Source organism: Streptomyces sp. NPDC001902 (assembly GCF_042891295.1).
GTDB lineage: Bacteria > Actinomycetota > Actinomycetes > Streptomycetales > Streptomycetaceae > Actinacidiphila.
Genome location: NZ_JBIATA010000001.1, coordinates 94,920 through 121,107, shown reverse-complemented (window position 1 = coordinate 121,107; position 26,188 = coordinate 94,920). Strand labels below are relative to the sequence as shown.

Here is a 26,188-nt window from a genome sequence, read left to right as displayed (position 1 = left end):
TCGTTCGAAGCCTGCCTGACCTACGTCGAGCCTACGTCGGTACCTGCAGGGCGACGCGACCGGACAGGCCTCGCGTCAGCCGGACAGCCGGACCGGCATGATCAGGTACTTGTACGCGTCGTCGGCCTCGGCGTCGACCGCCGGACGGCCGCTGAGCAGCGCGGGCTTGGTCGACGTGGTGAACGACAGCTGCGCCACCGGCGAATCGATCGCGCTCAGGCCGTCCAGCAGGAAGGTCGGGTTGAAGGCGATCGAGATGTCGTCGCCCTCCAGCTTGGCGTCCACACGCTCCACAGCCTGTGCGTCGTCGCTGGAACCCGCCTCCAGGGTCAGCACGCCCTGCTCGAAGCTCAGCCGGACCGGAGTGTTGCGCTCGGCCACCAGGGCCACGCGCTTGACGGCCTCGACGAACGGAGCGGTCTCGATCACCGCGACGGAGTTGAACTCGGTCGGGAAGAGCGTCCGGTACTTCGGCAGGTCGCCCTCGAGCAGGCGGGTGGTGGTGCGGCGGCCCGCGCCCTCGAAGCCGATCAGGCCCTCGCCCGCCCCGGAGCCGGCCAGGGCGATGGCGACCGAGTCGCCGTTGGTGAGGGACTTGGCGGTGTCCAGCAGCGTCTTGGCGGGCACCAGGGCGACCGCGGAGATGTCCGGGGTCTCCGGCTTCCACAGGAACTCGCGGACCGCGAAGCGGTAGCGGTCGGTGGCGGCCAGGGTGACCGTGTCGCCCTCGATCTCGATCCGCACACCGGTGAGCACCGGCAGGGTGTCGTCACGGCCGGCGGCGATCGCGACCTGGGCGGCGGCCGCGGCGAAGACCTCGCCGGGGACGGTGCCGGAGGCGGTCGGCATCGCGGGCAGCGCCGGGTACTCCTCCACAGGCAGGGTGTGGAGTGTGAATCGCGAGCTGCCGCAGACGACGCTCACGCGCACGCCGTCGGTGGCGATCTCCACAGGCCTGTTGGGGAGCGCCCGCGAGATGTCGGCGAGCAGCCGGCCGGAGACCAGGACGGTGCCGTCCTCCTCGACGTCCGCCTCCACGGAGACGCGGGCCGAGACCTCGTAGTCGAAGCCGGACAGGCTCAGCTGGCCTTCCTCGGCCTTCAGCAGCAGGCCCGCCAGGACCGGCACCGGGGGACGGGCCGGGAGACTGCGGGCCGCCCAGGCCACTGCCTCCGCGAGTACATCGCGCTCCACCCGGATCTTCACCGGAACCGCCTCCTGCTGTTGCTGGCTGTCTGTGGCCGACTGTCTCTTGGCCCTGCTGGCCCTCTTGCCGGAGAACAGTCTGACAGCCGCCACGGACATGCGGTGCGGGTTGCGGTCAAGCCGGAGGGCGGGGAGGCGGACGGCCCGCGGCTCGGTTGTGCACAGGCCCCACTTCGAAGCAGGTTCCCCGGTAACTATCCCTGGTCGTAGTAATAGGGGGTGTGGATACCGTGGATAAGTGGTCCCGGTGCAGGTCAGGCCCTGTTTTTTATCCACCGCGCCTGTGGGTGGAGCCCGTGGACAACCCGGCCGATCTGTGGACGCCCGGAAGTTGTGCACACGCGATTCACAGGGAGGCTCCGGTTCTCCCCAGCGCTGTCCCCAGGAATACCCGGGTTCTCCCCAGCCCAACCCACCACGTTGGTGTGATGCGGTTCACTCCGATCGGTGAGCGGGTGTGTTCCGTTGCCGAACAGTGGACAGGACTGTGGAGAAGTGGCCCCTGACTGGGGACAACGAGCCTCTGCCTGTGGGCGGCCGGTGGACAACCGGGAGGGCGGCCTTGTGGGCGGCCGGAGCGTCCACAGTCTGTGGATCAGGGTTGCCCACAAATCCACACGGCCTCCAGCAGCCCGAATGAGTATCCCGCGGCCGTGCCTGTGGACACGTTCGGGACAACCCGGGCATCCCCAGGCTGTGGACGGGGGAAAACCGCCCCCGCCTGTGGAGAGACGTTCCTGTCCCCAAGACGCGGCCGGCGCAATCGAACAACGAGAAGCGCCCCGGGAGTTGGCCCGGGGCGCTGTGGAGGTCTCGGTGGACGCCGAGGGCGCTGCGCTCAGCTCTTGATGCGGTTGGTGAGCTCGGTGACCTGGTTGTAGATCGACCGCCGCTCGGCCATCAGGGAGCGGATCTTGCGGTCCGCGTGCATGACGGTCGTGTGGTCGCGGCCGCCGAACAGGGCGCCGATCTTGGGCAGCGACAGGTCCGTGAGCTCACGGCACAGGTACATGGCGATCTGCCGGGCCGTGACGAGCACCCGGCTGCGGGAGGAGCCCGAGAGGTCCTCCACGTCCAGACCGAAGTACGAGGCCGTCTCCGCCATGATCGCCTGCCCGCTGATCTCGGGGACGGAGTCCTCCCCGCCCGGGATCAGGTCCTTCAGCACGATCTCGGTGAGCTGGAGGTCCACCGGCTGCCGGTTGAGGCTGGCGAAGGCCGTCACGCGGATCAGCGCGCCCTCCAGCTCGCGGATGTTCCGCGAGATCCGGGAGGCGATGAACTCCAGCACCTCCGGCGGGGCGTTGAGCTGCTCCTGCACGGCCTTCTTGCGGAGGATCGCGATCCGGGTCTCCAGCTCGGGTGGCTGGACGTCGGTGATCAGGCCCCACTCGAAGCGGTTGCGCAGCCGGTCCTCCAGGGTCACCAGCTGCTTGGGCGGCCGGTCCGAGGAGAGCACGATCTGCTTGTTGGCGTTGTGCAGGGTGTTGAAGGTGTGGAAGAACTCCTCCTGCGTCGACTCCTTGCTCGCCAGGAACTGGATGTCGTCGACGAGCAGGATGTCCATGTCGCGGTAGCGCTTGCGGAACGCGTCCGCCTTGCCGTCGCGGATGGAGTTGATGAACTCGTTGGTGAACTCCTCGGAGCTCACGTAGCGCACCCGTGTCCCCGGGTAGAGGCTGCGGGCGTAGTGCCCGATCGCGTGCAGCAGGTGCGTCTTGCCGAGGCCGGACTCGCCGTAGATGAACAGCGGGTTGTACGCCTTGGCCGGTGCCTCCGCGACGGCGACCGCCGCGGCGTGCGCGAAGCGGTTGGAGGCGCCGATGACGAAGGTGTCGAAGAGGTACTTGGGGTTCAGCCGCGCCGTGGGCTCGGCCGGGCCCACGGAACCACCCGAACCACTCGCCCCCGTCCCGGCGCCCGTGGCGGAACCGGCACCACTGCCGCCACCGGTGCGCGGCGTCGGCATGGTGGGCATGGCCGGCCGCTGCGGCGGCACCGGCTCCGGACGCCCCTGAGGCTGGTGGGGCGGGGGGATCTCGTAGCGGGAGGCGGGCGGCCGGTACGGCTCGCGCTCCTGGTAGTCGCCGAAGTGCTGTTGCTGCCAGCGGTCCTCGGGCTCGTGGGGCGGCCAGCCGCCGGCACCGCCGGTGGGCCCGACCGCGTGGTCGGGGTAGGCCGGGCGCATCCGCGGGACCTCGCCGTAGCCGTGTGGCTGCTCGCCGTACCGGGCGGGCTCCGCCCCGTACACGGGGGGCTGCTGCTGGCCCTGGGACTGTGGTTCGGGGGCGACCGGGGCCGGCGGCGCGGGGGCCGCCTCCGGCTCGCCGCCCGAGGCCACCGCGATGGCGATGCCCACGGGGTGCCCGAACTCACGGCTGAGGACATCGGTGATCAGCGGGAGGAGCCGTCCCTCCAGCACGCTCTTGGCGAACTCGTTGGGGGCGGACAGCACCGCCGTGCCCGCGACGAGCGCCAGCGGCTGCGTCCGCTGCAGCCACTCCGCGTCCTTCGGCTTGAGGTCGTCGCTTTCGGCGAGCAATTTCTGCAGGACCCTGGGCCACACTGAGGCAAGATCGGCAGTTACGTCAGCCACAGTGCACGCTCTCTCGTCGGTCGCTGGTTGGTGCCGATGGGTCCCACGAAGGTGTGGTTCTTGGGACGGACGGGAATGTTTCGGGGTTCGGCCACGGTAGTCAGCGCGGGCTACCTGGTTCAAGTCGTTGTCCACAGGGTGTGCAAAACCACGTCCGGATGGCGGTGCCGACGGCCCGCGCCCCGGCGGGTTTGACCTGACGCCGCGGCCCCGCGTACCGTAACCAGGTCGAGTTGTCGATGGCTGCTGCCGCCTGCCTACCGATGGGCGAGGATCACCAAGGTGATCGTCAAGCGGTGCACACCTGAATGTTCCGCGAGCTTCTCGTGGGCGCACGGTGACAGCCAGGCGACGCCCCGCCACCACCCGATTCATCCTGGAGCCCCCGAGTGAGCAAGCGCACCTTCCAGCCGAACAACCGTCGTCGCGCCAAGACCCACGGCTTCCGGCTGCGTATGCGTACGCGTGCCGGCCGCGCCATCCTCGCGACCCGCCGCAGCAAGGGCCGCGCCCGTCTGTCCGCCTGATCGCACCGAAGCGCGAGGTGTGAGTCGTGCTGCCCACCGGTAATCGGCTGAGGCGGCGCCAGGACTTCGCGACGGCGGTACGTCGAGGACGCCGGGCCGGACGGCCGCTCTTGGTCGTCCACCTGCGCACCGACAGTGACACAAGGGACCCGCACGCGGCGGGGGGGAGTGCTTCCCCGGCGCGTGCGGGTTTCGTCGTGAGCAAGGCCGTCGGTGACGCCGTGACCCGGAACCTGGTCAAGCGTCGGCTTCGTCACCTCGTCCGCGAACGTCTGTCCGTGCTGCCCCCCGGTAGCCTGGTAGTCGTACGAGCGCTGCCCGGTGCGGGTGACGCAGACCATTCACAGCTGGCCCGAGACCTGGATGCCGCCCTCGGGAGGCTCCTGGGGGTGGCGCTATGAAGTACCCGTTGCTGGCCTTGATCAAGATTTACCAGTGGACCATCAGCCCGTTGCTCGGTCCGGTCTGCAAGTACTACCCCTCGTGCTCCCACTACGGGTATACGGCGATCGATCGGCACGGCGCGATCAAGGGCACTGCCCTGACCGCGTGGCGGATCCTGCGTTGCAACCCGTGGTCGCTCGGCGGTGTGGACCATGTCCCCCCGCGCAAGCGACCGCCGTGGCACGCTCGCCTGCGCGAAGCCCTCCGGGGTGACGCACCAGGCGGGTCCGTTACTCCCGAGCCCGTCGAGACGCCTCATGCCCAAGGAGCCTGACCGTGGGGATCTTGAACCCCCTCTACGCCGCCGTTTCGTGGATCATTGTCCAGTTCCACTCGCTGTACGGCCTTGTCTTTGACAAGGACGGCGGCCTGGCCTGGGGTCTGTCGATCGTCTCTCTGGTGGTCCTGATCCGGATCTGCCTGATCCCGCTCTTCGTGAAGCAGATCAAGTCGACCCGGAACATGCAGGCGCTCCAGCCCAAGATGAAGGCGATCCAGGAGCGCTACAAGAACGACAAGCAGCGCCAGTCCGAAGAGATGATGAAGCTGTACAAGGAGACGGGCACCAACCCGCTCTCCTCGTGCCTTCCGATCCTGGCGCAGTCCCCCTTCTTCTTCTCGCTGTACCACGTGCTGAGCTACATCGCGCAGGGCAAGCAGGTCGGCGTGATGAGCCAGGACTTGGTCAACAGCGCCCAGAAGGCCCACATCTTCGGCGCCCCGCTCGCCGCGAAGTTCACCGACAGCGCTGACAAGCTCGCCACGCTGGGCGCCTCGGTCACCGACGTCCGCGTGGTCACCGTCGTCATGATCATCCTGATGTCGGCCTCGCAGTTCTACACGCAGCGCCAGCTGATGACGAAGAACGTCGACATGACGGTGAAGACGCCGTTCATGCAGCAGCAGAAGATGCTGATGTACGTCTTCCCGATCATGTTCGCCGTCTTCGGCATCAACTTCCCCGTCGGTGTCCTCATCTACTGGCTGACCACCAACGTGTGGACCATGGGGCAGCAGATGTTCGTCATCCGCCGGAACCCGACCCCCGGCAGCCTCGCCTTCCAGCAGCGCCAGGAGCGCCTGAAGGCCAAGGGCAAGCTGAAGGACGAGCCCGCCGCCGGCAAGGAGCCGCAGGACGCGGCGCCGGTGAAGCGCAGCCAGCCCAAGCGCCAGACCAAGTCCCAGCGCCAGACGGGCGGTCCCGCGCAGCCGGGTGCTGCTGCCGGCGGCACCAAGCCGAAGCCCAAGCCGGGCGGCGGAACGACCGCGGGCACCAAGCCCAAGCCGAGCAGCGGCGCGGACAAGCCGAACCTGTCGAAGAAGAAGTAGTAGAGGAGTCCTGCCGTGACGGACGGCAACACCACCGACGCGCTCACCCGCCTCGAGCAGGAGGGCGAGATCGCGGCCGACTACCTCGAGGGGCTGCTGGACATCGCCGACCTCGACGGTGACATCGACATGGACGTCGAAGGGGACCGCGCTTCGGTCTCCATCGTCGGCGACCCGTCGAGCCGTGACCTCAACAAGCTCGTCGGCCGGGACGGCGAGGTGCTGGAGGCGCTCCAGGAGCTGACCCGGCTCGCGGTCCACCGGGAGACCGGCGACCGCAGTCGGCTGATGCTGGACATCGCCGGCTTCCGGGCGCAGAAGCGGGCCGAGCTGACCGAGCTGGGCGAGAAGGCGGCCGAGGAGGTCAAGGGCTCCGGCCAGCCGGTCAAGCTGAAGCCGATGACGCCCTTCGAGCGCAAGGTCGTGCACGACGCCGTGGCCGCCGCGGGGCTGCGCAGCGAGTCCGAGGGCGAGGAGCCCGAGCGCCGGGTGGTCGTCCTTCCGGCCTCCTGACCTCCCCCGGTCTCAGCGGTACTCACTCGGCCCCGTCTGTTCGCAGGCGGGGCCGAATCTTGTCAGCCTGGAGAAGGCCCGTAACAACGGAAGGACGGTTCTCGTGACGGAGGCAGCGGCGGAGCTTCCCCCGGCGCCGGAGGCGGCACGTGAGGTGTTCGGGGAGCGCTTCGCGGACGCGGTGCGGTACGCGGAACTGCTGGCCGACGCGGGGGTGCGTCGCGGGCTGATCGGTCCGCGGGAGGTGCCCCGGCTGTGGGAACGCCATCTGCTGAACTGCGCGGTGCTCGCCGAGGTGATCCCCCAGGGCGTCTCGGTGTGCGACGTGGGCTCGGGGGCGGGACTGCCGGGCATTCCGCTGGCGCTGACCCGGCCGGACCTCAGCATCACCCTGCTGGAGCCGCTGCTGCGCAGGACCACCTTCCTCGAGGAGGCCGTGCGGCTGCTGGGGCTGTCCAACGTCGTGGTGGTGCGTGGACGGGCCGAGGAGATGGTGGGCAAGGTGCCTCCGGTGGACGTGGTGACGGCGCGCGCCGTGGCCCCCCTGGACCGGCTCGCCGGCTGGGGACTTCCCCTGCTCCGTCCGCACGGGGAGATGACCGTCCTCAAGGGCGACACGGCCGAGGAGGAGCTGAAGGCGGCGCGTGCCGCGCTGAGCCGTCTCGGTGCCGTGGAGACCTCCGTGGTCCAGGTCGGCGAGGGGATCGTGGATCCGCTGTCGACCGTGGTGCGGGTGCTCGCGGGGGAGAGCCCCGGTGGTGTGCGTGCGGCGACCCGGAGGGCCAAGGCGGCCCGGGAGAGCCGACGGCGCCAGCGCTGATCGCGGCCGGGGTCATGTGCTCCATACAAACGGCCATACGTACATGATCCGGAGTGTCGTGTAGGAAACGGTCGCCGCGCTGCGCATCGTGTTTCACGTGAAACGGCGCTCTCTGCTTCCAGGAATCCTCGGCCGCGCCCGTGCCGCGGCCGAATCGCTCTCTCATCGAGCCGTCGAGATGACCCATTCAGCGACCCAACCGGTGGATTCATCCACAGGAGAACGGCCCTCACTGGTTCGTGACCCCGAAAGCATGGCAGGCTCTGTTCATTGCGAGCTTGTAGTCGAGGAGAGTGAATCCTTGCGGTCCGACGCCAACATCGCGGGACCGATGGCCGATCCGGTCCCCGGTCCCCGTACCGAGTCGTTCGGGGATGATGTTTCACGTGAAACACCGCCCCCGATGGACGACACCCCCATCGGCCGTGCAGCCCAACTGGCCGTGGAGGCACTGGGGCGGGCCGGTGAAGGACTCCCCCGCCCACCTCAGACCCGAGTGGTCGTGGTCGCCAACCAGAAGGGCGGGGTCGGCAAGACCACCACCACGGTCAACATGGCCGCCTCCCTGGCCCTGCACGGGGCCCGGGTGCTGGTCGTCGACCTCGACCCCCAGGGCAACGCATCCACCGCCCTCGGGATCGACCACCACTCCGAAGTCCCCTCCATCTACGACGTCCTGGTCGAGAGCAAGCCGCTCTCCGACGTCGTCCAGCCGGTGCCGGACGTGGAGGGCCTGTTCTGTGCCCCCGCCACCATCGACCTGGCCGGGGCCGAGATCGAGCTGGTCTCGCTGGTGGCCCGGGAGAGCCGGCTGCAGCGGGCCATCGAGTCCTACGAGCAGCCGCTGGACTACATCCTCATCGACTGCCCGCCCTCGCTCGGTCTGCTGACCGTCAACGCCATGGTGGCCGGTGCCGAGGTCCTCATCCCGATCCAGTGCGAGTACTACGCCCTGGAAGGACTGGGGCAGCTGCTCCGCAACGTGGAACTGGTGCGGGGCCACCTCAACCCGAAGCTCCACGTCTCCACCATCCTGTTGACCATGTACGACGGCCGGACCCGGCTCGCCTCGCAGGTCGCCGAAGAAGTGCGCACCCACTTCGGCAAGGAGGTGCTGAGCACGAGCATCCCGCGCTCGGTACGCATCTCGGAGGCCCCCAGCTACGGCCAGACGGTGCTGACCTACGATCCGGGTTCGAGCGGAGCGCTGTCGTACCTCGAGGCGGCACGCGAGATGGCCCTGCGCGGGCTGGGACGCACCCAAGAAGCCAATGAGCAGAACACGTCGGAGGGGATCCAGTGAGTGAGCGACGCAGAGGACTCGGCCGTGGTCTCGGCGCGCTGATTCCCGCCGCACCGAACGGTGCGGACGCGGCAGCCGCGACCGCGGTGGCGACGGCGACGAACGCCGCCCCGGTCCTGGCGCCGGAACGAGGGGTCGCCGTCGCGAAGGTGGCGGCCCTGGTGGAACAGCAGGGCCGTGAGGGCACCGCGGCGATCCCGGTTTCACGTGAAACCCCGGAAGCCATCGCGGCCCAGGAGCCGCCGATGGTGGCAGGGGCGTACTTCGCCGAGCTGCCGCTGGACGCGATCATCCCCAACCCGCGTCAGCCGCGTGAGGTCTTCGACGAGGACGCGCTGGCTGAGCTGGTCACCTCCATCAAGGAGGTCGGCCTGCTGCAGCCGGTCGTCGTCCGTCAGGTCGGACCGGAGCGCTACGAGCTCATCATGGGCGAGCGCCGCTGGCGGGCCAGCCGTGAGGCGGGCCTGGAAGCCATCCCGGCGATCGTGCGGGCCACCGAGGACGAGAAGCTCCTCCTGGACGCGCTGCTGGAGAACCTGCACCGTGCCCAGCTGAACCCGCTGGAGGAGGCGGCCGCCTACGACCAGCTCCTCAAGGACTTCGCCTGCACGCACGAGCAGCTCGCCGACCGCATCGGCCGCTCCCGCTCCCAGGTCTCCAACACCCTGCGCCTGCTGAAGCTCTCCGCGCCCGTACAGCGCCGTGTGGCGGCCGGTGTGCTCTCCGCCGGGCACGCACGGTCCCTGCTCGCCCTGGAGGACGTGGAGGACCAGGACCGGCTCGCCAGCCGGATCGTGGCCGAGGGGCTCTCGGTGCGCGCGGTCGAGGAGATCGTGCATGTGATGAACTCCGAGTCCCAGCCGACGAGGAAGGCCCCGTCCCCGCGGGCCGGCAAGCGGATGTCCCCCGCGCTGACCGATCTGGCGCTGCGGCTCTCGGACCGCTTCGAGACCCGGGTGAAGGTGGACTTGGGGCAGAAGCGCGGGAAGATCGTCGTGGAGTTCGCCTCGATAGAGGACCTGGAGCGCATCCTCGGCTCGATGGCCCCGGGTGAAGGCGAGGTCCTCGAGCGGTCGCTCACCGAGGAGACCGACGAGGAGGAGTGATCCTCTCCCCGTCATGTGACGGGCCGCAACTTCTGGGCGGGTCGCATCCCGAGAGGGATGTGGCCCGCTTTTTGCTGGGCCGTTCGCGTTGCTCCGGTGTCGGACTTGTCCGCTCACGGATACGATGCGTACGGGATGGAGCACTACCTCCGAGGAGGGGCTCATGCGATCGGTGCGGCGCGTCGGAGTCGAGCACGATTGGCAGAAGGCCGCCCTCCTCGCAGCGGGGCTTGGGCTGGGCGCCGTGGGTGGCTTCGTCGGCAGTTGGGTCCACGACAGAAACGAGGGTCAGACCTCATGGGGCGTCGGCTCGTTCCGCTCACGCTGGACAACCTCCCGGATCTCCCCAACCGCTGCCGCGCGTGCGTCTTCTGGGAACTCGATCCGGTAAGCGGTGAGGCCGCCGTCCAGGCCGGCAAGCCCGAACTGGAGAAGGAAGCCTGGATCTCCGCGGTGCTTCTGGAGTGGGGTTCCTGCGGCCGTGTCGTCTACGTGGACGAGGTGCCGGCCGGCTTCGTGCTCTACGCCCCGCCGGCCTACGTGCCGCGCTCGACGGCCTTCCCCACGAGTCCCGTCTCCCCCGACGCGGTCCAGCTGATGACCGCCCGCATCCTCCCGGGCTTCCAGGGACAGGGACTGGGCCGGGTCCTGGTGCAGTCGGTGGCCAAGGACCTCGTGCGACGGGGCTTCCGGGCGATCGAAGCCTTCGGTGACGCGCGCTGGGAGGAGCCCGCGTGCGTGCTCCCGGCCGAGCACCTGCTGGCGGTCGGGTTCAAGACGGTGCGGCCGCACCCGCGGTTCCCCCGGCTGAGGCTGGAACTGCGGACGACGATCTCCTGGAAGGAGGACGTCGAGATGGCGATCGACCGGCTGCTCGGCGCCGTGCAGAAGGAACCGGCGCTGCGGCCCCTGTGACGGACGAAGGGCCCGCCCCTCACGGGGGCGGGCCCTTTCGTGTCCGTCTGCGGTGCTCAGCCGATGAAGTCGGACAGGTCGCGCTCGATGGCGGCCTTCGGCTTGGCGCCGACGATGGTCTTCACGACCTCACCGCCCTTGTAGACGTTGAGGGTCGGGATCGACATGACGCCGTACTTGGCGGCGGTGACCGGGTTCTCGTCGATGTTCAGCTTGACGATGGTGATCTGGTCGCCGTGCTCCGCGGCGATCGCCTCCAGGGAGGGGGCGATCTGGCGGCACGGACCGCACCACTCGGCCCAGAAGTCGACGAGCACGGGCTTGTCGCTGGACAGGACCTCCTCGTCGAAGGTCGCATCGGTCACGGTCTTGGTGTTGCCGGCCACGGCTGTCTCCTCGGTGTGTAGGAAGGGTGGTTGTTCGTGCGGTGCGGTCAGACGACCGCGGCGGCGGTCTGCTCGGGCTCGCGGGTGTGCTCGCTGCCCGCGTCGCTCAGAGCGGCGAGGTAGCGCTCGGCGTCCAGGGCGGCGGAGCAACCGGTGCCCGCGGCGGTGATCGCCTGGCGGTAGGTGTGGTCCACGACGTCGCCGGCGGCGAAGACACCCGGGATCTTCGTACGGGTGCTGGGGGACTCGACCTTGAGGTAGCCTTCCTCGTCCAGGTCGAGGATGCCCTTGAACAGCTCGGTCCGCGGGTCGTGGCCGATCGCGATGAAGAGTCCGGTGACCGGCAGCTCGGAGGTCTCGCCGGACTTGGTGTTCCGCAGGACCAGGCCGGAGAGCTTGCCGTCGCCGTTGATCTCGGCGACCTCGTTGTCCCAGACGAACGAGATCTTCGGGTCGGCGAAGGCACGCTCCTGCATGGCCTTGGAGGCGCGGAGGGTGTCCCGGCGGTGGACGACCTTCACGCTCTTGGCGAAGCGCGACAGGAAGGTCGCCTCCTCCAGAGCGGTGTCGCCGCCGCCGATGACGGCGATCTCGTGGTCCTTGAAGAAGAAGCCGTCACAGGTGGCGCACCACGAGACGCCGCGACCGGAGAGCTGGTCCTCGTTGGGCAGGCCCAGCTTGCGGTGCTGGGAACCGGTGGCGATGATGACGGCCTTCGCGCGGTGGACGGTGCCCGCGGAGTCGGTGACGGTCTTGATGTCGCCCGCGAGGTCGACCTCGACGATGTCGTCCGGGATCAGCTCGGCACCGAACCGCTCGGCCTGGGCCCGCATGTTCTCCATGAGGTCGGGGCCCATGATGCCGTCGCGGAAGCCGGGGAAGTTCTCCACATCGGTCGTGGTCATCAGAGCACCGCCGGCCGTGACCGCCCCTTCGAAGACCAGGGGCTTGAGGGAGGCGCGGGCGGTGTAGAGCGCGGCTGTGTATCCCGCCGGACCGGAACCGATGATGATCACGTTTCGGACGTCGCTCACGGGTGCTTCCTCGTCTCTGCTGTGCCGACTCGCCGGGTGCCTCGGCGACGGGACCATTGTCATCCCGCCTAACGGATCCTACGGTCCGGGCATTCCCATCGACGCGGCGCTAGCGAGGGTATGTCTCCTCACGGAGGAGGGTGCCCGTGACGGGGGGCTGCGCGGTGGCGCACGAGGCGTCCACGACGTAGGCGTCGACCAGTGCGGGGTCGCCCTCGTGCGGCATCACGACGAGGTAGGAGTCCATGCCCTCGTACCTGCCCCGCTGGAAGGCGATCGGGGCTTCCCGGCGGTCGACGGCCCCCAGGACGCAGGACGGCGCGGCGCTGTCCATGCCGACCATGGGGGACTGCCCCTGGGGCTTGCTCTCCGGGCCCTTGCTCGTGCGGTCTGTCAGCAGATCGTGTACCTGCACGCCGAGCATGTCGGCGTCAGCCTTGGCACCCGCATCGGAGGCCGACGACGACTGGCTGTCGGAGCTTCCCCCGGCGTTCCAGCCGGACTGGGCGAGGACGGTCCCGAGACCGAGCACGGCGGCCACGGAAGCGGTGATGAGGATCCCCTTCCCCCAGCGGCGACGGGACCGGGTGCCCGGGCGGCCGGGCGCGCTGGGACCGGTGCCGCGGCCGGTGGGCCTTCCGTCTGCCGGGGCCGATGTTTCACGTGAAACACGGGGCGGCTCCGTGGTCTCTGTTTCACGTGAAACATCGGCCCCGCTCGCGGCGAGCAGTGCCTCGGCGGCGAGTGCGGCGTCGATCCGGCCCGCGATGTCGGCTGGCATCCGCGGCGGGCCGGGGAGGGTGCCCAGCAGCCCCCGGATCTCGTCGAGCGAGGCGTGGACGTCGGCGCAGAGCGCACAGCCGTCGATGTGCCCGCGGACGTCGGCCGAGCGCTCGGGCGGGAGGATGCCCTCGGTGAGCGCGGAGATCTCGGCGACCTCGGGGTGCTCGTCCGTACCCGTCATCGACGTCATGGGTGTCCACCTCCGCCCTTCGTGAAGCCGTGGCCCGGCCGGGCCTCCGTCTCTGGGACGGATGCGTTCTCCGTCCGGTTCCTTCCCCCTGGGTGATCGCCGCTACTCCCCGGCGCCTCCCGTAGGTGGGAGAGGAGCGGCAGCAGTCGTGCCCTGCCGCGGGCACATCTGCTCTTGACCGTCCCCGTCGGCACGTCCAGGACGGCGGCGGCCTCGGCCACGGGGTAGCCCTGCATGTCGACCAGGACCAGGGCGGCCCGCTGCTCCACGGGGAGCGTCCCGAGCGCCCGCAGCAGTTCCCGGTGGAGCTCGCCCCGCTCGGCGGGGGCCGCGGCGGACTCATGGGGTTCGAGCAGTTCCTCGAACTGCTTCTCGTCCGTGACCGGAGCGGTGCGCCGTGAGGCGGCCTTGCGCGCCCGGTCCAGGCACGCGTTCACGGTGATGCGGTGCAGCCAGGTCGTGACGGCCGACTGCCCGCGGAAGGTGTGGGCGGAGCGGAAGGCCGAGACGAGCGCGTCCTGCACGGCGTCCGCGGCTTCCTCGCGGTCCCCCAGGGTCCGCAGCGCCACCGCCCACAGCCGGTCGCGGTGCCGGCGGACGAGTTCCCCGAAGGCGTTCGGGTCCCCCGCGACATGACGGGCGAGGAGGTCGCTGTCGCTGACCTCCCCGCCCGTTCCTTGCGTGCCCACCGTCCCCCTCCCCGCGGGGCTATTGCCCCTCGAACCTCACATTGGTGATGGCCTGCTTGTAGCCGGCGCGCGAGAAGCCGTCGGCCTGTGAATGGGGAAGAGCGGTCAGCCAGACGACGACATAGCGCGCCTCCACGGGTGCCTTCAGGGTGAGTGTCGCCGCCTTGCCCTTGGTCGTGACCGTGGCGAGCTTCTTCAGCTGGTTCGGCTCGGCCGTGGTGTTCAGCGAGTCGGCCGCGTAGAGCGTGACCGTCGTGTGGTCGCCACCGTAGTAGAGGTCTATCGAAGCCTGCCCGAGTTTCCTCGCCGCTCCCAGGTCGTAGGCGATGCCCACGCCCTTCTTGACGGAGGGGGCGAATTCGGGGCCGTCGCTGAAGCTGTTCGTGCGCCAGTACGTGGACGTCTTGCTGTCGTACGTGGCTCCGACGTCGTTAGGGTGCTGGGCTCCCCCGTACGGCGCGTACTCGGCCGCGTCCTGGACCGGCAGCGGCTTCAGCGTCACTTGGTTCGCGCCGCCGTTGTCGCTGCCGCCGTCGCCGCCCGTGTTGTGGGAGGTGGAGGTCCCTCCGGACTTCGCCTGGTTCTCGCGGTCCATCAGCGTCTCCGCGAGCTGCCAGCTGCCGAGGCCGAGGGCGACGATGAGGAGGGCCGAGACGGACCACTTGAGGGCCTTGCCGGTGCGGCCGGGCAGGGCCGGGGGCGGCGCGGCGGGGAGGGACGCCGTGGCGCCGGGGGACGCGGGGCCCGCGCCGGTCTGGCGGTAGGAGCCCTGCTGGTAGGTGGTGCGCGAGTAGGGCGCCATCGCCGGCTCGGGCGGCCGGATCTTGGGGATCGCGGTGACGGCCTTGGCCAGCTCCTCGGGGGTGGTGCAGGGCTCCGGCTCACGGGAGGCCGTCGCCCCGTCGTTGACCAGGGCACGCATGGCCAGCTCCGACAGCCCACGGTGGACCCCTGCCCGCACCTGGTCGGGCGCGACCAGGCCGACGTCCTTGGGGAGGCCGGTGAGCCCGTGCTCGTCCTCAGGGTACGGCCAGCGCTGGGTGAGTGAGGCGTACAGGAGGGCTCCGATGGCCTCGGTGTCCTCCCGCTGCGGGCGCTCGGAGGAGATCCCGCGCAACGCGGCGGCGACGGCCAGACCGCGGATGCGGTACTGGCCGGAGTCGGTGCGCAGGACGGCGTCGGGGCCGAGCCGCAGATGGGCCAGCCCCTCACGGTGGGCGGCCGCCATGGCCTGGGAGATCTGGCTGACCATCTGGTAGGCCTCGTGCGGCTCCAGCGGGTCGGCGGTGATCAGGGCGGTCAGTTCGCGCGCGTCCGGGAGCCACTCGTGGATGACGTAGACGAGGTCGTTCTCCTCGACCGCGTCGAGGACCTGGACGAAACGGGGGTCACCGAGCAGGGCGGCGGAGCGGGCCGCAGCCAGCACCGAACGGGCCCGGCCGTGGTCGGCGGGCAGGGTGTGGATGCCCACGGCGCGGCGCAGCTTCTCGTCGACGGCCCGCCAGCTGCTGAAGCCGTCGGAACGGGTGAGGCACTCTTCCAGGCGGTAGCGCTTGGCGAGCTTGTGGCCGCTGTGGAGCTCCGGCGGCTCGGACTTGGTCGGTGCTGTCTCCTCGGGGATGGTCTGCTCTGGCGCGTCCTGCTCTTCGCTCCGGTCCGTCGCCTCGTCGGCCGTGGCCCCGTCCGTGTGGGCGGCGAGCTGCTCTTCGCCGCCCTCGTTGGCCACTCCGACGGCAGCCGTGCTCCGTTCCGCCACCGTCGTTCCTGCCTCCCCATCCGTTGCAAGATCTGACAACACAGCCGAGGACAATTGTGCCAACAGTCCACCGCTATGCACGACACACGACGGCCCACGAAGGTTGCGCGCTGGGCGCCGTCAGCGGCCCAGCCGGCCCCTGACCATGCCGACCATGGCCGTCAGTTCCTCGACGCGCATGCGCTTGGCGGCGATGAAGAAGATCCCGCCCAGCACAAGAGCGCCGAGCACCAGCGACAGCAACGATGCGGCAGCGCCGTGACCCAGCGATTGCGAGACACCGTAGACGACGGCGCCGGCGCCCGCAGCGGCGGGGATGCACGCACCGAAGAGCCTGGCGTACGTGCGGACCACGCGCTTGCCGTCGATGTCGCCGCCGAGGCGCCTGCGCAGTCGCTTGACCGCCACTCCGACGCCGATCGTGTAGGCGAGGCCGTACCCCGCCGCCATGCCGACCACGGCCCAGCGGGCGGGGAGCACGAAGTAGCAGACGGCGGCCGCGACGGCGTTGCAGGCGGCGACGATGACCGTGTTGTAGAAGGGGGTGCGGGTGTCCTCGTACGCGTAGAAGCCGCGCAGGACGATGTACTGCACCGAGAACGGGATCAGCCCGAGGCCGAAGGCCATCAGGATGTAGCCGATGTTCAGGGCGCCCTCTCCGGAGCTGCTGTAGAGCAGGGTGGCCATGGGGAGGCCGAGGGCGAGGAAGGCGAACGCGGCGGGCACGACGGCCACGCCCGAGGTCCGCAGGCCGTAGGAGAGGTCGTCGCGGACGGCGGCGGCGTCACCGTCGGCCGCGGCGCGGGAGATCCGCGGCAGCACGGCGGTCATCACGGAGACGGTGATGATGGCCTGCGGCATCTGCCACAGGAGCAGCGCGTAGTTGAAGCCGGTGATGCCCGCGCCCTCGTGGCCCGTCTTCTCGGCCGCCGCGCCCGCCGCCGTGGCGAACTGGGTGAGGACGATCATGCCGACCTGGTTGGCGAGGACGAAGAAGAAGGTCCACTTGGCCAGCTTCGCCGCGTGGCCGAGGCCGTGGCCGCGCCAGTCGAAACGCGGCCGGATCCGGAAGCCGGCGTCGCGCAGGTAGGGGAGCATCGCCAGCGCCTGCACCGCCAGGCCCAGCAGGGTGCCGAGGCCCAGCAGCCGGACCCCGTCGGGGGTGATGGTCCCGGAGGAGACTCGCGTGTCGGTGAAGGAGCCGAAGGCCCAGATGAAGGCGCCGAAGGTGGCGATGATGACGACGTTGTTGAGGACCGGGGTCCACATCATCGCGCCGAAGCGGCCGCGGGCGTTGAGGATCTGCCCGAGCACGACGTGCACCCCCATGAAGAACATGGTGGGGATGCAGTAGCGGGCGAAGGTGACCGCGACCTCGAACCTGACCGGGTCGGAGGCGATGTCGTGGGACATCGCCTGGATGAAGACCGGTGCGGCGATCACGCAGACGGCGGTGACGGCTGCCAGTCCGACGACGACCAGGGTGAGCAGGCGGTTGGCGTAGGCCTCGCCGCCGTCGTCGTCGTTCTTCATGGCCCGTACCAGCTGGGGGATGAAGACCGCGTTGAGGGCGCCGCCGCCGACCAGGATGTAGATCATCGTGGGCAGGGTGTTGGCGACCTGGTAGCCGTCGTTCAGCGTGCCGACGCCGATCGCGGCCGCCATGACCAGGGTGCGGAGGAATCCGGTGACCCGGGAGACGAGGGTGCCGGCCGCCATGAGCGCGCTGGACTTGAGGATGCTGCCGGCCCGTCCGCCGGACTTCCCGGCCACGGGCTCCGCTGCGGGCTCGGGCTCCGCCGGGGCCGTCTGCACCGGCTCGTCGCGGAAGAGGTGGGCGTACTCGTCCGGCCGCGCCGGCCTCCCGTCCTCGTCCGGGGCGTGGGAGACCAGCTCGTCGACGCCGACGTACCGGGTGTTGGCGTCGTCGGCGTAGGGCATGCGGTACGGCTCCTGGTGCGCGTACGGCGGCCCGTAGGCATGGGGCTGGGCCGGCGGGTGCGCGGTGCGGTCGTACAGCGCCTCGCCCACCGGGTCCTGCGCGGTCGGATCCTGCCGCTGGTACGGGTCGCGGGCGTAGGTGTCCTGCAGGTACGGGTCGGGCGCGGCAGGGTACTGCCCGGGCTGCTCGGGGAACCGCTCCCCGGCTTCCCGTTCGCGCTCACCGTCGTACGGTGCGTTCATCTCTGCCCCACCTCATCGGCCATGGCTCGCTGGCTATCGGTCCACCTTCTCACCCGTCCCGGACGGGTCCGTACTTTCCGGGGAGGTGTCCGGCGCCAGGTCACCCGGCTGCTCGTCCTCGACGCCGTCCCGGTCACCCATGGTGCCCTCTGCAGCGTCGTCCTCGTCCTCGCCCGTGTCCCCGTCCCCGGACGGGTCCGCGTCGTCCTCGGACGGATCAGTGTCGTCGTCCTCGCCCCCGGCGGCCGCGCGGCGCTTGCGCTGGTGGTACATCCGGACGCCCGCCAGCACGAGCAGCAGGAGCCCGGCGGCGATCACCAGCATGACGGTGGATGTGATGGAGGTGACATCCACCTGGAAGGTGATGGGGTAGCCGAACCTGGCGCCGTCCGCCGTGTAGAGCTGGGCGGTGACCGTGTTCAGTCCGTTGCGGGCGGCGGTTCCCTCGAACTTCAGGGAGCGGGTGTGGCCGCCCTCCACGGTCACGGGCTGCGCTTCGCCCGGGTCGAGGCTGTTGCCCTGGCTGGACGTGAGGCGCAGCTCCAGGCCCTGCACGGTCTGGCCGAGCTCGTTCTTCACGGTCACCGGGATGGTGCCGCTGCGGCCCGACAGCGTGAGCGTCCCGGTCTTGGGGAGCAGGTAGACCAGGCTCATCAGGTCGGACAGGTAGTCGAAGATGGCCGTGCGGTAGGCGGCCGACCCCCGGGGGGAGCCGCGCCACTCGGTGGACATCGAGCGCATCAGTGCGTTGCCGAAGGGGGTACGCACCCGGTCGGGCTTGCTCAGCAGGGCCATGAAGTCGTCGAGCTCGCCCTGGGTCGCCTGGATCTGGCGGAAGGCCGCGGTGCTCAGCTCCTGCTTGCGCAGGCGCTTGGGGTAGGACCCGGTACCGGGCACCGTGCGGTTGGCCTTGGGGTCGGGGGTGGCCTTCGCCGCCGCGGAGAAGTCGACGGTCTCGGCCCAGCCGCCGGCGGCGACCTCCGTGATGGCCTGGGCCATGGCCTGCGCCTGTGAGGCCTTGGCCATGCGCTGCGGGGCGACGACGATGCTGCGCTGCCGGTCGGGCGCCTGCATCGTGATCATGAGCGTCTGGGCCAGGTACTTCTGCACCGCGAGGGTCGAGGTCCCGGCCGACGTCATGTCGCCCTGGAAGGCCTTGGAGAGCCCGGAATCGGCGACCACCGCCGTGGTGCCCCCGCCGATGGGCCGCGCCGAGGTGGGGGTGTACCTGAGGCCGCCGGGCTCGCCGAGGCTGTCGCTGCGGGCGATCACCTTGTCGGCGCCGGCCGAGGTGGCCACGTCGACGATGGAGGGGTCGACGGCGCCCTCCACGGGCCAGGAGACGTCCGTGTCGGGGGTGACCACGCCGTTGAGGACGGTCTCCACCGTCGTGGTCGCGAGCTCCGTGGCGGTCTTGAGGTGGTTCAGGGTGCCCGGGACGCTCTTGCCGTGGTGCGCGATCGAGGCGAGGTCGGGGTCGGCGAAGGGCAGGGCGACGACCTCGTCCCCGGCGACGGCCTCCTTGAGGCTGTTCAGCCAGCGCTTCGCGTCGTCGGTCCCGGTGCCGGACGTGGTGTGGTCGAGATCACCTTCGGGCCCCGCGACCTGGTACCGGCGCGTCATGGCGTCGACCGTGGCGAGCAGGTCCGGGTCGATGACCCATGTGACGGGCAGGTCCCGGCCGAGCGCCACCATCTGCTGAAGACGGCCGCCGGGCGCCAGGTCCGCGGCGAGGTCGTCGTTGAGGAAGATCGGGCTCTGCTGGTCGTCGCTCTCGCTGCGCACGGCGAGGTGCGGGCGGTCGATCAGCGGCCACAGGAAGGTGTAGCGGGTCGGCTTGGCGTCCCCGTCCGGGTACCAGGGGAGGAAGGTCCGCTCGATCCCCAGGTACTCGTCGTAGCCGCGGTCCCTGGTCCGCCCGGTCAGGGAGACCCCGAGCTGGTAGACGCCGTCCCGGCCCAGGTCCAGGTCCTTGACCGGGACCTCCAGGGTGAAGCTGCGGCTGATGCCGGCCGGCAGGTCGTCGACGGGCACGGTGTGCCCGGGGATCTCCTCGCCGTCGGCCGCGGTGCGGGGCGCGCTGGTGGAGGTGCCGCTGATGGCGCTGCGGCTGCCCAGCGGGCCCTGAGGGGCGATCTCCACGCCCACGTGGGCACCGCTGACGGTGTGCTTGCTCTTGTTCGTGACGGTGCCGGTCACCGTGAGGGTGTCGCCCTTGGCGGGCACGGTGGGGGACAGCGAGTTCACCGACACGTCCACGGCCCGGCCGTCGGAGCCCTCCGCGTACGCCGCGGGGGCCGTACGGGCCTGGACCAGGCCGGTGAACAGGGTGGCGCCCACGAGCAGTGCCGTGGCCCGGCGCAGCCTCGAACGGGCCGGAGTGCCTCCGGGGTGCTGTGCCGCCTCGCCCACGCGCTGGCCGTCCCTCGTCGTCATCGGATGTGCGTCCTGGAATGGTAACGATGCTCGAAGACCCAAAGTGCTGTGAGTGGGCCACAAGATCGATACAGTCCGGGGGCGCGGAGGCGTCGGCAAGATCGCGGATGCCGGTAAACCGGTCCGCCGCGGGGCGCATGGCCACGTACCCTTTTCTGTTGTGCCGAATGCCAACAACGCCCCCCAGACCCTGAAGACCGCGCCGGTGATCGCGCCGGTGGCCGAAGAGCTCGGCCGTCGCTTCAAGGACGCCGGATTCCGGCTTGCCCTCGTCGGCGGATCGGTCCGCGACACCCTGCTCGGCAGGCTCGGCAACGACCTGGACTTCACGACCGACGCCCGGCCCGACCAGGTACTGAAGATCATCCGCGGGTGGGCGGAGGCCGTCTGGGAGGTGGGCATCGCCTTCGGCACGGTCGGCTGCCGGAAGTACGGCTACCAGATCGAAGTGACCACCTACCGCTCCGAGGCCTACGACCGCACCTCGCGCAAGCCGGAGGTCTCTTACGGGGAGACCATCGAGGAGGACCTGGTCCGCCGGGACTTCACCGTCAACGCGATGGCGGTCTCCCTGCCGGAGGCGGAGTTCGTCGACCCGTACGGCGGGCTCGGTGACCTCGCCCAGCGCGTGCTGCGCACTCCCGGCACCCCGGAGGAGTCCTTCTCCGACGATCCGCTGCGGATGATGCGCGCCGCGCGCTTCGCCGCCCAGCTGGACTTCGAGGTGGCCCCCGAGGTCGTGACGGCGATGACGGAGATGGCCGACCGCATCGAGATCGTCTCCGCCGAGCGGATCCGGGACGAGCTCAACAAGCTGGTCGTCTCCGACCACCCCCGCAAGGGCCTGCAGCTACTGGTGGAGACCGGCCTGGCCGCACGGGTCCTCCCGGAGCTGCCGGCGCTGCGCCTGGAGCGTGACGAGCACCACCGCCACAAGGACGTCTACGAGCACACGCTGACCGTCCTGGACCAGGCGATGGCACTGGAGACGGAGGGGCCGGACCTCGTGCTGCGCCTCGCGGCGCTGCTGCACGACATCGGCAAGCCGCGGACCCGGCGCTTCGAGCCCGACGGACGGGTCTCCTTCCACCACCACGAGGTGGTCGGCGCCAAGATGACCAAGGGACGGCTGACCAAGCTCAAGTACCCGAACGACACCGTCAAGGACGTCGCCCGGCTGGTCGAGCTGCACCTGCGCTTCCACGGCTACGGGACCGGGGAGTGGACCGACTCCGCCGTCCGGCGCTACGTCCGGGACGCCGGACCGCTGCTCGACCGGCTGCACAAGCTGACCCGCTCCGACTGCACGACCCGCAACAAGCGCAAGGCGGGGGCCCTGTCGCGCACCTACGACGGGCTCGAGGAGCGCATCGCGCAGTTGAAGGACCAGGAGGAGCTGGACGCGATCCGGCCGGACCTGGACGGCAACCGGATCATGGAGGTCCTGGGCATCCCTCCGGGCCCCCAGGTCGGCAAGGCGTACAACCACCTGCTGGAGCTGCGCCTGGAGAACGGTCCGCTGGGCGAGGAGGCCGCTGTGGCCGCACTGAAGGAGTGGTGGGCCGCGCAGGGCTGAGCGTCACCCCGTCCGGGCCGTGGACGTGCCGAGGGGGTCGTGTTTCACGTGAAACACGACCCCCTCGGCCTTAACGCCCGTCCGGTCACTTGCTGATGGTCTGCAGGCAGAGCACCACGTTGTTGAAGTCGGTCCCGGACTGGGTGTAGTAGACGTCCGACTCGGTGACGGACTCACACTGCTTCTGGTCGGTCGAGTCGTCGAACTTCTTGACGATCTTGAACTGTGCATCGCCGGAGGAGCAGTCGGCGTCCACCAGGTCCGGGCTCTGCTCGGTGCCCTTGTTGTGGAGGCAGCTGCCGACCTTCGACGTCTCGGCGTCGGTCTGGTCGAACTGGGAGAAGGCGAACCGCACGCCGATGATGACCACGATGGTGACGATCACGCCGATGATGCGCTTGCCGATGTTTCTGCCGCGCCGCGGCGGGGCGGCAGGCGGCGGGAAGGCGCCGGGCTGACCCTGCGGGGGCGGGAAGGCGCCGGGCTGGCCCTGGGGCGGCGGGAAGGCGCCGGGCTGGCCTTGCGGGGCCGGAATGTTGGTGTTGTCGGGCGGCGGAGTCGCCATGGTCGTTCCCCTCCCTGGGATGAACCTGTCAGTTCCTGTGAACGCGCGAACGTTACTGGAGGGGTCGGACACCCCATCCGCCGGGGCATGTGTTTCACGTGAAACCGGCGGACGCGGGGTGATCTTCGTGTTTCACGTGAAACGACGCGGAGTCCCGGCGGTGCCGACCGCCACCGCCGCGTAGACCGCGGAGAGCCCGAGGAGGAGCCCCACGGAGCGACCGTCCGGCGGGAGGACCAGCGCGCAGATGGCTGCGGCGCCGACGAAGGCGACGTTGAACAGCACGTCGTAGATCGAGAAGATGCGCCCCCGGTATGCGTCGTCGATCGAGGACTGGACCACCGTGTCGGTGGCGATCTTCGCCCCCTGGGTGGCCAGCCCCAGCACGAAGGCCGCCGCCAGCACCGGCGCCGGCTCGAAGGGGAGGCCCAGTGCGGGGAGCAGGACGGCGGCCGAACCCGCGCAGACGGTGATCCATCCGAAGGTGCCGAAGCGGCCCGTGGCCCAGGGGGTGAGCACGGCCGCCGCGAAGAAGCCCGCCCCCGAGACGGCGACCGCCAGCCCGAGCAGCGCCAGTCCGTCCGCCGTTCCACGGCCGGTCCCGTCGGATCCCGCCCAGGCGTAGCGGCAGAGCATCAGCACCGTCACCGTGAGCCCGCCGTAGCAGAAGCGCATCGCCGTCATCGCGGCCAGGGCGCGTGCGGCGCGCGGCCGCCGGCGCAGATGCCCCAAGCCGTGCACCAGGCCGCGGAAGGTGCTGAGCAGCGCCTCGCCCACCCGCGGCTGGATGCGGGACGGGTCCGGCCCCAGCAGGTCCCGCCCCAGGGTGAGTGCGGCGAGCCCGGCACAGAGGTAGAGGACGGCGCCCAGCACCACGACCAGGACGTCGGAGCGGGTGCCCTCGGCCAGCACCAGGTGCACCAGGAAGGCCGCTCCCCCGCCGGCGGTGGCCGCGAGCGTGCCGGCGGTCGGGGACAGCGCGTTCGCCATGACCAGGCGCTCGCCGTCGACGACCCGGGGCAGGGCGGCCGACAGGCCCGCGAGCACGAAGCGGTTGATGCCGGTGACCGAGAGGGCGGACAGGTAGAAGAGCCAGTCCGGGACGCGCAGCAGCATCAGCACGGCGGTGCCGACGGAGAGCGCCGCCCGCAGCAGGTTGCAGTGGAGGAGGACCTGCCGGCGCCGCCAGCGGTCCAGCAGGACGCCCGTGAACGGCCCCAGGAGCGAGTACGGCAGCAGCAGGACCGCCATCGCGGAGGCGATCGCGGCCGGCGAGGTCTGCTTCTCCGGGGAGAAGACCACGTAGGCCGCCAGCGCCACCTGGAAGACTCCGTCAGAGAGCTGGGACAGCAGCCGCACCGTCAGCAGTCGGCGGAAGTCCCGGAAGCGCAGCAGCACACGGAGATCACGGACAACGGGCATGCGCACAGCCTCACATGACGCACAGGCCCCCGGGTGCCATACCCGGGGGCCTGTGCGGTCGCGTCGTACGACGAGTGGTGACGGGGGTTAAGCCGCTGTTCAGCGCTCGACCTCGCCGCGGATGAACTTCTCCACGTTCTCGCGGGCCTCGTCGTCGAAGTACTGCACCGGCGGGGACTTCATGAAGTAGGAGGACGCCGACAGGATCGGGCCGCCGATGCCGCGGTCCTTGGCGATCTTCGCCGCGCGCAGCGCGTCGATGATGACACCCGCGGAGTTCGGGGAGTCCCAGACCTCGAGCTTGTACTCCAGGTTCAGCGGCACGTCGCCGAAGGCACGGCCCTCGAGACGGACGTACGCCCACTTGCGGTCGTCCAGCCAGGCCACGTAGTCCGAGGGGCCGATGTGGACGTTCTTCTCACCCAGGTCGCGGTCGGGGATCTGGGAGGTGACGGCCTGCGTCTTGGAGATCTTCTTGGACTCCAGGCGCTCGCGCTCGAGCATGTTCTTGAAGTCCATGTTGCCGCCGACGTTCAGCTGCATGGTGCGCTCGACGATGACACCGCGGTCCTCGAAGAGCTTGGTCAGCACGCGGTGCGTGATGGTGGCGCCGACCTGCGACTTGATGTCGTCACCGACGATCGGCACACCGGCCTCGGTGAACTTGTCCGCCCACTCCTTGGTGCCGGCGATGAAGACCGGGAGGGCGTTGACGAAGGCGACCTTGGCGTCGATGGCGCACTGCGCGTAGAACTTCGCCGCGTCCTCGGAACCCACGGGCAGGTAGCAGACCAGCACGTCGACCTGGCGGTCCTTGAGGATCTGCACGACGTCCACCGGCTCCTCGGCGGACTCCTCGATGGTCTCGCGGTAGTACTTGCCGAGACCGTCCAGGGTGTGGCCGCGCTGGACGGTCAGGCCCTTCTGCGGCACGTCGCAGATCTTGATGGTGTTGTTCTCGCTGGCACCGATGGCGTCCGCGAGGTCGAGACCGACCTTCTTCGCGTCCACGTCGAAGGCCGCCACGAACTCGACGTCACGCACGTGGTAGTCGCCGAACTGCACGTGCATGAGGCCGGGCACGCGGGTGCCCGGGTCGGCGTCCTTGTAGTACTCGACACCCTGCACCAGCGAAGCGGCGCAGTTGCCCACGCCAACGATGGCTACGCGAACCGAACCCATTCCGGTTGCTCCCTGTGTAATCGTCACGCGGGTCCCCGGCGCGTGCCGGGTCCGCCGTTTTCCTGTTGGTTGTCCTGCTCGGCATCGGCGGACGGAGCGGCCGGGGGCTGCTTGTCACGCCCTGCCCGCTCGGTCTCGATCAGCTCGTTCAGCCAGCGGACCTCTCGCTCCACCGACTCCATGCCGTGCCGCTGCAGCTCGAGCGTGTAGTCGTCGAGCCGCTCACGGGTACGCGCGAGGGACGCGCGCATCTTCTCCAGGCGCTCCTCGAGGCGGCTGCGCCGCCCCTCGAGGACACGCATCCGTACGTCCCTGGACGTCTGGCCGAAGAAGGCGAAACGAGCTGCGAAGTGCTCGTCCTCCCACGCGTCAGGGCCGGAGTGGGCGAGGAGCTCCTCGAAGTGCTCCTTGCCGGCCGCCGTCAACCGGTACACGATCTTGGCCCGTCGGCCGGCCAGCGGCGCGGCGAGCGGATCGGGGTCAGGGCCGGTCTCCTCGACCAGATAGCCCTGGGTGACCAGTGTCTTGAGGCAGGGGTAGAGGCTGCCGTAGCTGAACGCGCGGAACACACCGAGCGAGGTGTTGAGCCGCTTGCGCAGCTCGTAACCGTGCATCGGGGATTCGCGCAGCAGGCCCAGGACGGCGAACTCGAGGATGCCGGAGCGTTTGCTCATGCCCTCGTTTCCCTCCCGTCCGTGCCTTCGTCGCCTCTTATCTCGCCGTGATGTATCGACTCGATACATCGAGACGATAGAACGAGTTCCCCGGTACGGCAAGACGGCTCACGGTGACCGGCGTCACATCACGAAATCCGTCCACCGTCAACCGCCCGGAATGTGATGAACATCTGGCTAGAACCTCTTTTGACCGTGCGTACTCTGTTCGCCATGCAGAGCACCGGGAACCGTGTGACGCCAGTGAGCGTCCTTGTCCCTGGTGCAGTGCGGTCATCGCACGCCGGGGGGACCGGAAATCAACTGCCGCTTTCAGGCGATTCCGCCTGTCCTAGGAGTAGCTGTTCATGAGCGAGCACCGTCGCAAGCCGCCGCAGTCGCCCGGCGACGGCCGGGCCGCCGCCCGGCGCGGCGCGCAGCAGCCGCCCCCGCCGCCAGGCGGCCGGCGGGCCGCTGGGCCGCCCACGCCGCAGCCGTACGGCACGCACGGAACCGGTTCGGGGCAGGGCCACGGCCCGCGCCAGGGCATGGGACAACCCCCCCGTCAGGGTG

Annotated in this window: 23 protein-coding genes; 10 read left to right on the top strand and 13 right to left on the bottom strand. The window is 69.9% G+C overall.

Going from position 1 to position 26,188, the window contains the following annotated elements:
• Positions 1 to 75: 75 nt before the first annotated feature.
• Complete coding sequence (gene dnaN, locus ACFYYN_RS00560) at positions 76 to 1,206, bottom strand: DNA polymerase III subunit beta (RefSeq protein ID WP_500358659.1); 1,131 nt, start codon at positions 1,204 to 1,206, stop codon at positions 76 to 78.
• Positions 1,207 to 2,044: 838 nt separating this feature from the next.
• Positions 2,045 to 3,802 (bottom strand): chromosomal replication initiator protein DnaA, encoded by a 1,758-nt coding sequence (gene dnaA / locus ACFYYN_RS00555; RefSeq protein WP_500544173.1) that lies wholly within the window; start codon positions 3,800 to 3,802, stop codon positions 2,045 to 2,047.
• Between the two features lie 389 nt (positions 3,803 to 4,191).
• Between dnaA and rpmH the strand changes: the two genes are divergently transcribed.
• The 9 genes from rpmH (at position 4,192) to ACFYYN_RS00510 (ending at position 10,759) form a co-directional block, all read left to right on the top strand.
• Positions 4,192 to 4,329, top strand: a complete 138-nt coding sequence (rpmH, locus tag ACFYYN_RS00550) for a 50S ribosomal protein L34 (protein WP_003975051.1) — start codon at positions 4,192 to 4,194, stop codon at positions 4,327 to 4,329.
• A 26-nt stretch (positions 4,330 to 4,355) separates the two neighbouring features.
• Entirely contained in the window at positions 4,356 to 4,730 is a 375-nt protein-coding gene (gene rnpA / locus ACFYYN_RS00545) for a ribonuclease P protein component (protein WP_500332036.1), read from the top strand.
• Complete coding sequence (gene yidD, locus ACFYYN_RS00540) at positions 4,727 to 5,047, top strand: membrane protein insertion efficiency factor YidD (protein ID WP_037731476.1); 321 nt, start codon at positions 4,727 to 4,729, stop codon at positions 5,045 to 5,047. Before rnpA ends, yidD begins: the two co-directional genes overlap by 4 nt.
• A gap of 2 nt (positions 5,048 to 5,049) precedes the next feature.
• Positions 5,050 to 6,102, top strand: coding sequence for a membrane protein insertase YidC (yidC, locus tag ACFYYN_RS00535; protein ID WP_500332035.1), 1,053 nt, complete (start codon positions 5,050 to 5,052; stop codon positions 6,100 to 6,102).
• 15 nt (positions 6,103 to 6,117) lie between these two features.
• Positions 6,118 to 6,615: a Jag family protein gene (locus ACFYYN_RS00530; protein ID WP_499512890.1), complete on the top strand. Its 498-nt coding sequence runs from the start codon at positions 6,118 to 6,120 to the stop codon at positions 6,613 to 6,615.
• Positions 6,616 to 6,718: 103 nt separating this feature from the next.
• Complete coding sequence (gene rsmG / locus ACFYYN_RS00525) at positions 6,719 to 7,435, top strand: 16S rRNA (guanine(527)-N(7))-methyltransferase RsmG (protein WP_499512891.1); 717 nt, start codon at positions 6,719 to 6,721, stop codon at positions 7,433 to 7,435.
• A 253-nt stretch (positions 7,436 to 7,688) separates the two neighbouring features.
• Complete coding sequence (locus ACFYYN_RS00520) at positions 7,689 to 8,738, top strand: ParA family protein (protein ID WP_500544172.1); 1,050 nt, start codon at positions 7,689 to 7,691, stop codon at positions 8,736 to 8,738.
• Positions 8,735 to 9,844 (top strand): ParB/RepB/Spo0J family partition protein, encoded by a 1,110-nt coding sequence (locus ACFYYN_RS00515; RefSeq protein ID WP_500544171.1) that lies wholly within the window; start codon positions 8,735 to 8,737, stop codon positions 9,842 to 9,844. The genes ACFYYN_RS00520 and ACFYYN_RS00515 overlap by 4 nt, the downstream gene beginning before the upstream one ends.
• 297 nt (positions 9,845 to 10,141) lie before the next feature.
• Positions 10,142 to 10,759 carry a GNAT family N-acetyltransferase gene (locus tag ACFYYN_RS00510; RefSeq protein ID WP_499512894.1) on the top strand — a complete coding sequence of 206 codons (618 nt, stop codon included), beginning with the start codon at positions 10,142 to 10,144 and terminating at the stop codon, positions 10,757 to 10,759.
• A gap of 56 nt (positions 10,760 to 10,815) precedes the next feature.
• Here ACFYYN_RS00510 and trxA read toward each other — a convergent pair whose 3' ends face one another.
• The 7 genes from trxA to ACFYYN_RS00475 form a co-directional block, all read right to left on the bottom strand.
• Entirely contained in the window at positions 10,816 to 11,145 is a 330-nt protein-coding gene (gene trxA / locus ACFYYN_RS00505) for a thioredoxin (RefSeq protein ID WP_431958961.1), read from the bottom strand.
• 47 nt (positions 11,146 to 11,192) lie between these two features.
• A complete protein-coding gene (gene trxB / locus ACFYYN_RS00500; RefSeq protein WP_500544170.1) occupies positions 11,193 to 12,179 on the bottom strand; it encodes a thioredoxin-disulfide reductase in 987 nt (328 codons plus the stop codon).
• Positions 12,180 to 12,288: 109 nt separating this feature from the next.
• Entirely contained in the window at positions 12,289 to 13,152 is an 864-nt protein-coding gene (locus tag ACFYYN_RS00495) for an RsmA family anti-sigma factor (protein ID WP_500544169.1), read from the bottom strand.
• Entirely contained in the window at positions 13,149 to 13,841 is a 693-nt protein-coding gene (gene sigM, locus ACFYYN_RS00490) for an RNA polymerase sigma factor SigM (protein ID WP_500358655.1), read from the bottom strand. The genes ACFYYN_RS00495 and sigM overlap by 4 nt, the downstream gene beginning before the upstream one ends.
• Positions 13,842 to 13,860: 19 nt before the next feature.
• Positions 13,861 to 15,597, bottom strand: coding sequence for a protein kinase family protein (locus ACFYYN_RS00485; protein ID WP_500544168.1), 1,737 nt, complete (start codon positions 15,595 to 15,597; stop codon positions 13,861 to 13,863).
• A gap of 120 nt (positions 15,598 to 15,717) precedes the next feature.
• Positions 15,718 to 17,781, bottom strand: coding sequence for a murein biosynthesis integral membrane protein MurJ (gene murJ, locus ACFYYN_RS00480; RefSeq protein WP_500544167.1), 2,064 nt, complete (start codon positions 17,779 to 17,781; stop codon positions 15,718 to 15,720).
• A 33-nt stretch (positions 17,782 to 17,814) separates the two neighbouring features.
• Positions 17,815 to 20,217, bottom strand: coding sequence for a DUF6049 family protein (locus ACFYYN_RS00475; protein WP_500544166.1), 2,403 nt, complete (start codon positions 20,215 to 20,217; stop codon positions 17,815 to 17,817).
• A 160-nt stretch (positions 20,218 to 20,377) separates the two neighbouring features.
• On the opposite strand from ACFYYN_RS00475, the gene ACFYYN_RS00470 reads away from it, so the two are divergent.
• On the top strand, positions 20,378 to 21,793 hold the full coding sequence (locus ACFYYN_RS00470; protein WP_499512901.1) for a CCA tRNA nucleotidyltransferase: 1,416 nt from the start codon (positions 20,378 to 20,380) through the stop codon (positions 21,791 to 21,793).
• An 85-nt stretch (positions 21,794 to 21,878) separates the two neighbouring features.
• On the opposite strand, the gene ACFYYN_RS00465 is transcribed toward ACFYYN_RS00470, so the two are convergent.
• The 4 genes from ACFYYN_RS00465 to ACFYYN_RS00450 all read right to left on the bottom strand — a co-directional run bounded on the left by ACFYYN_RS00465 (position 21,879) and on the right by ACFYYN_RS00450 (position 25,636).
• Positions 21,879 to 22,358 (bottom strand): LppU/SCO3897 family protein, encoded by a 480-nt coding sequence (locus ACFYYN_RS00465; protein WP_500332025.1) that lies wholly within the window; start codon positions 22,356 to 22,358, stop codon positions 21,879 to 21,881.
• A 132-nt stretch (positions 22,359 to 22,490) separates the two neighbouring features.
• Complete coding sequence (locus ACFYYN_RS00460) at positions 22,491 to 23,780, bottom strand: MFS transporter (protein WP_500332024.1); 1,290 nt, start codon at positions 23,778 to 23,780, stop codon at positions 22,491 to 22,493.
• Between the two features lie 99 nt (positions 23,781 to 23,879).
• The gene (locus ACFYYN_RS00455) at positions 23,880 to 24,962 is read right to left on the bottom strand and encodes an inositol-3-phosphate synthase (protein ID WP_499512904.1); all 1,083 of its coding nucleotides are present in this window, start codon (positions 24,960 to 24,962) and stop codon (positions 23,880 to 23,882) included.
• 23 nt (positions 24,963 to 24,985) lie between these two features.
• Positions 24,986 to 25,636, bottom strand: a complete 651-nt coding sequence (locus ACFYYN_RS00450; protein WP_500359241.1) for a PadR family transcriptional regulator — start codon at positions 25,634 to 25,636, stop codon at positions 24,986 to 24,988.
• Positions 25,637 to 26,188: the final 552 nt, after the last annotated feature.

Bases quoted from the DNA above. Each gene is read 5' to 3' on its own strand.
- murJ (WP_500544167.1), bottom strand. From the start codon at position 17,781: ATGAACGCACCGTACGACGGTGAGCGCGAACGGGAAGCCGGGGAGCGG.
- ACFYYN_RS00520 (WP_500544172.1), top strand. From the start codon at position 7,689: ATGGCAGGCTCTGTTCATTGCGAGCTTGTAGTCGAGGAGAGTGAATCC.
- ACFYYN_RS00450 (WP_500359241.1), bottom strand. From the start codon at position 25,636: ATGAGCAAACGCTCCGGCATCCTCGAGTTCGCCGTCCTGGGCCTGCTG.
- ACFYYN_RS00460 (WP_500332024.1), bottom strand. From the start codon at position 23,780: ATGCCCGTTGTCCGTGATCTCCGTGTGCTGCTGCGCTTCCGGGACTTC.
- yidD (WP_037731476.1), top strand. From the start codon at position 4,727: ATGAAGTACCCGTTGCTGGCCTTGATCAAGATTTACCAGTGGACCATC.
- ACFYYN_RS00455 (WP_499512904.1), bottom strand. From the start codon at position 24,962: ATGGGTTCGGTTCGCGTAGCCATCGTTGGCGTGGGCAACTGCGCCGCT.
- ACFYYN_RS00465 (WP_500332025.1), bottom strand. From the start codon at position 22,358: ATGGCGACTCCGCCGCCCGACAACACCAACATTCCGGCCCCGCAAGGC.
- ACFYYN_RS00495 (WP_500544169.1), bottom strand. From the start codon at position 13,152: ATGACGTCGATGACGGGTACGGACGAGCACCCCGAGGTCGCCGAGATC.
- ACFYYN_RS00475 (WP_500544166.1), bottom strand. From the start codon at position 20,217: ATGACGACGAGGGACGGCCAGCGCGTGGGCGAGGCGGCACAGCACCCC.
- ACFYYN_RS00510 (WP_499512894.1), top strand. From the start codon at position 10,142: ATGGGGCGTCGGCTCGTTCCGCTCACGCTGGACAACCTCCCGGATCTC.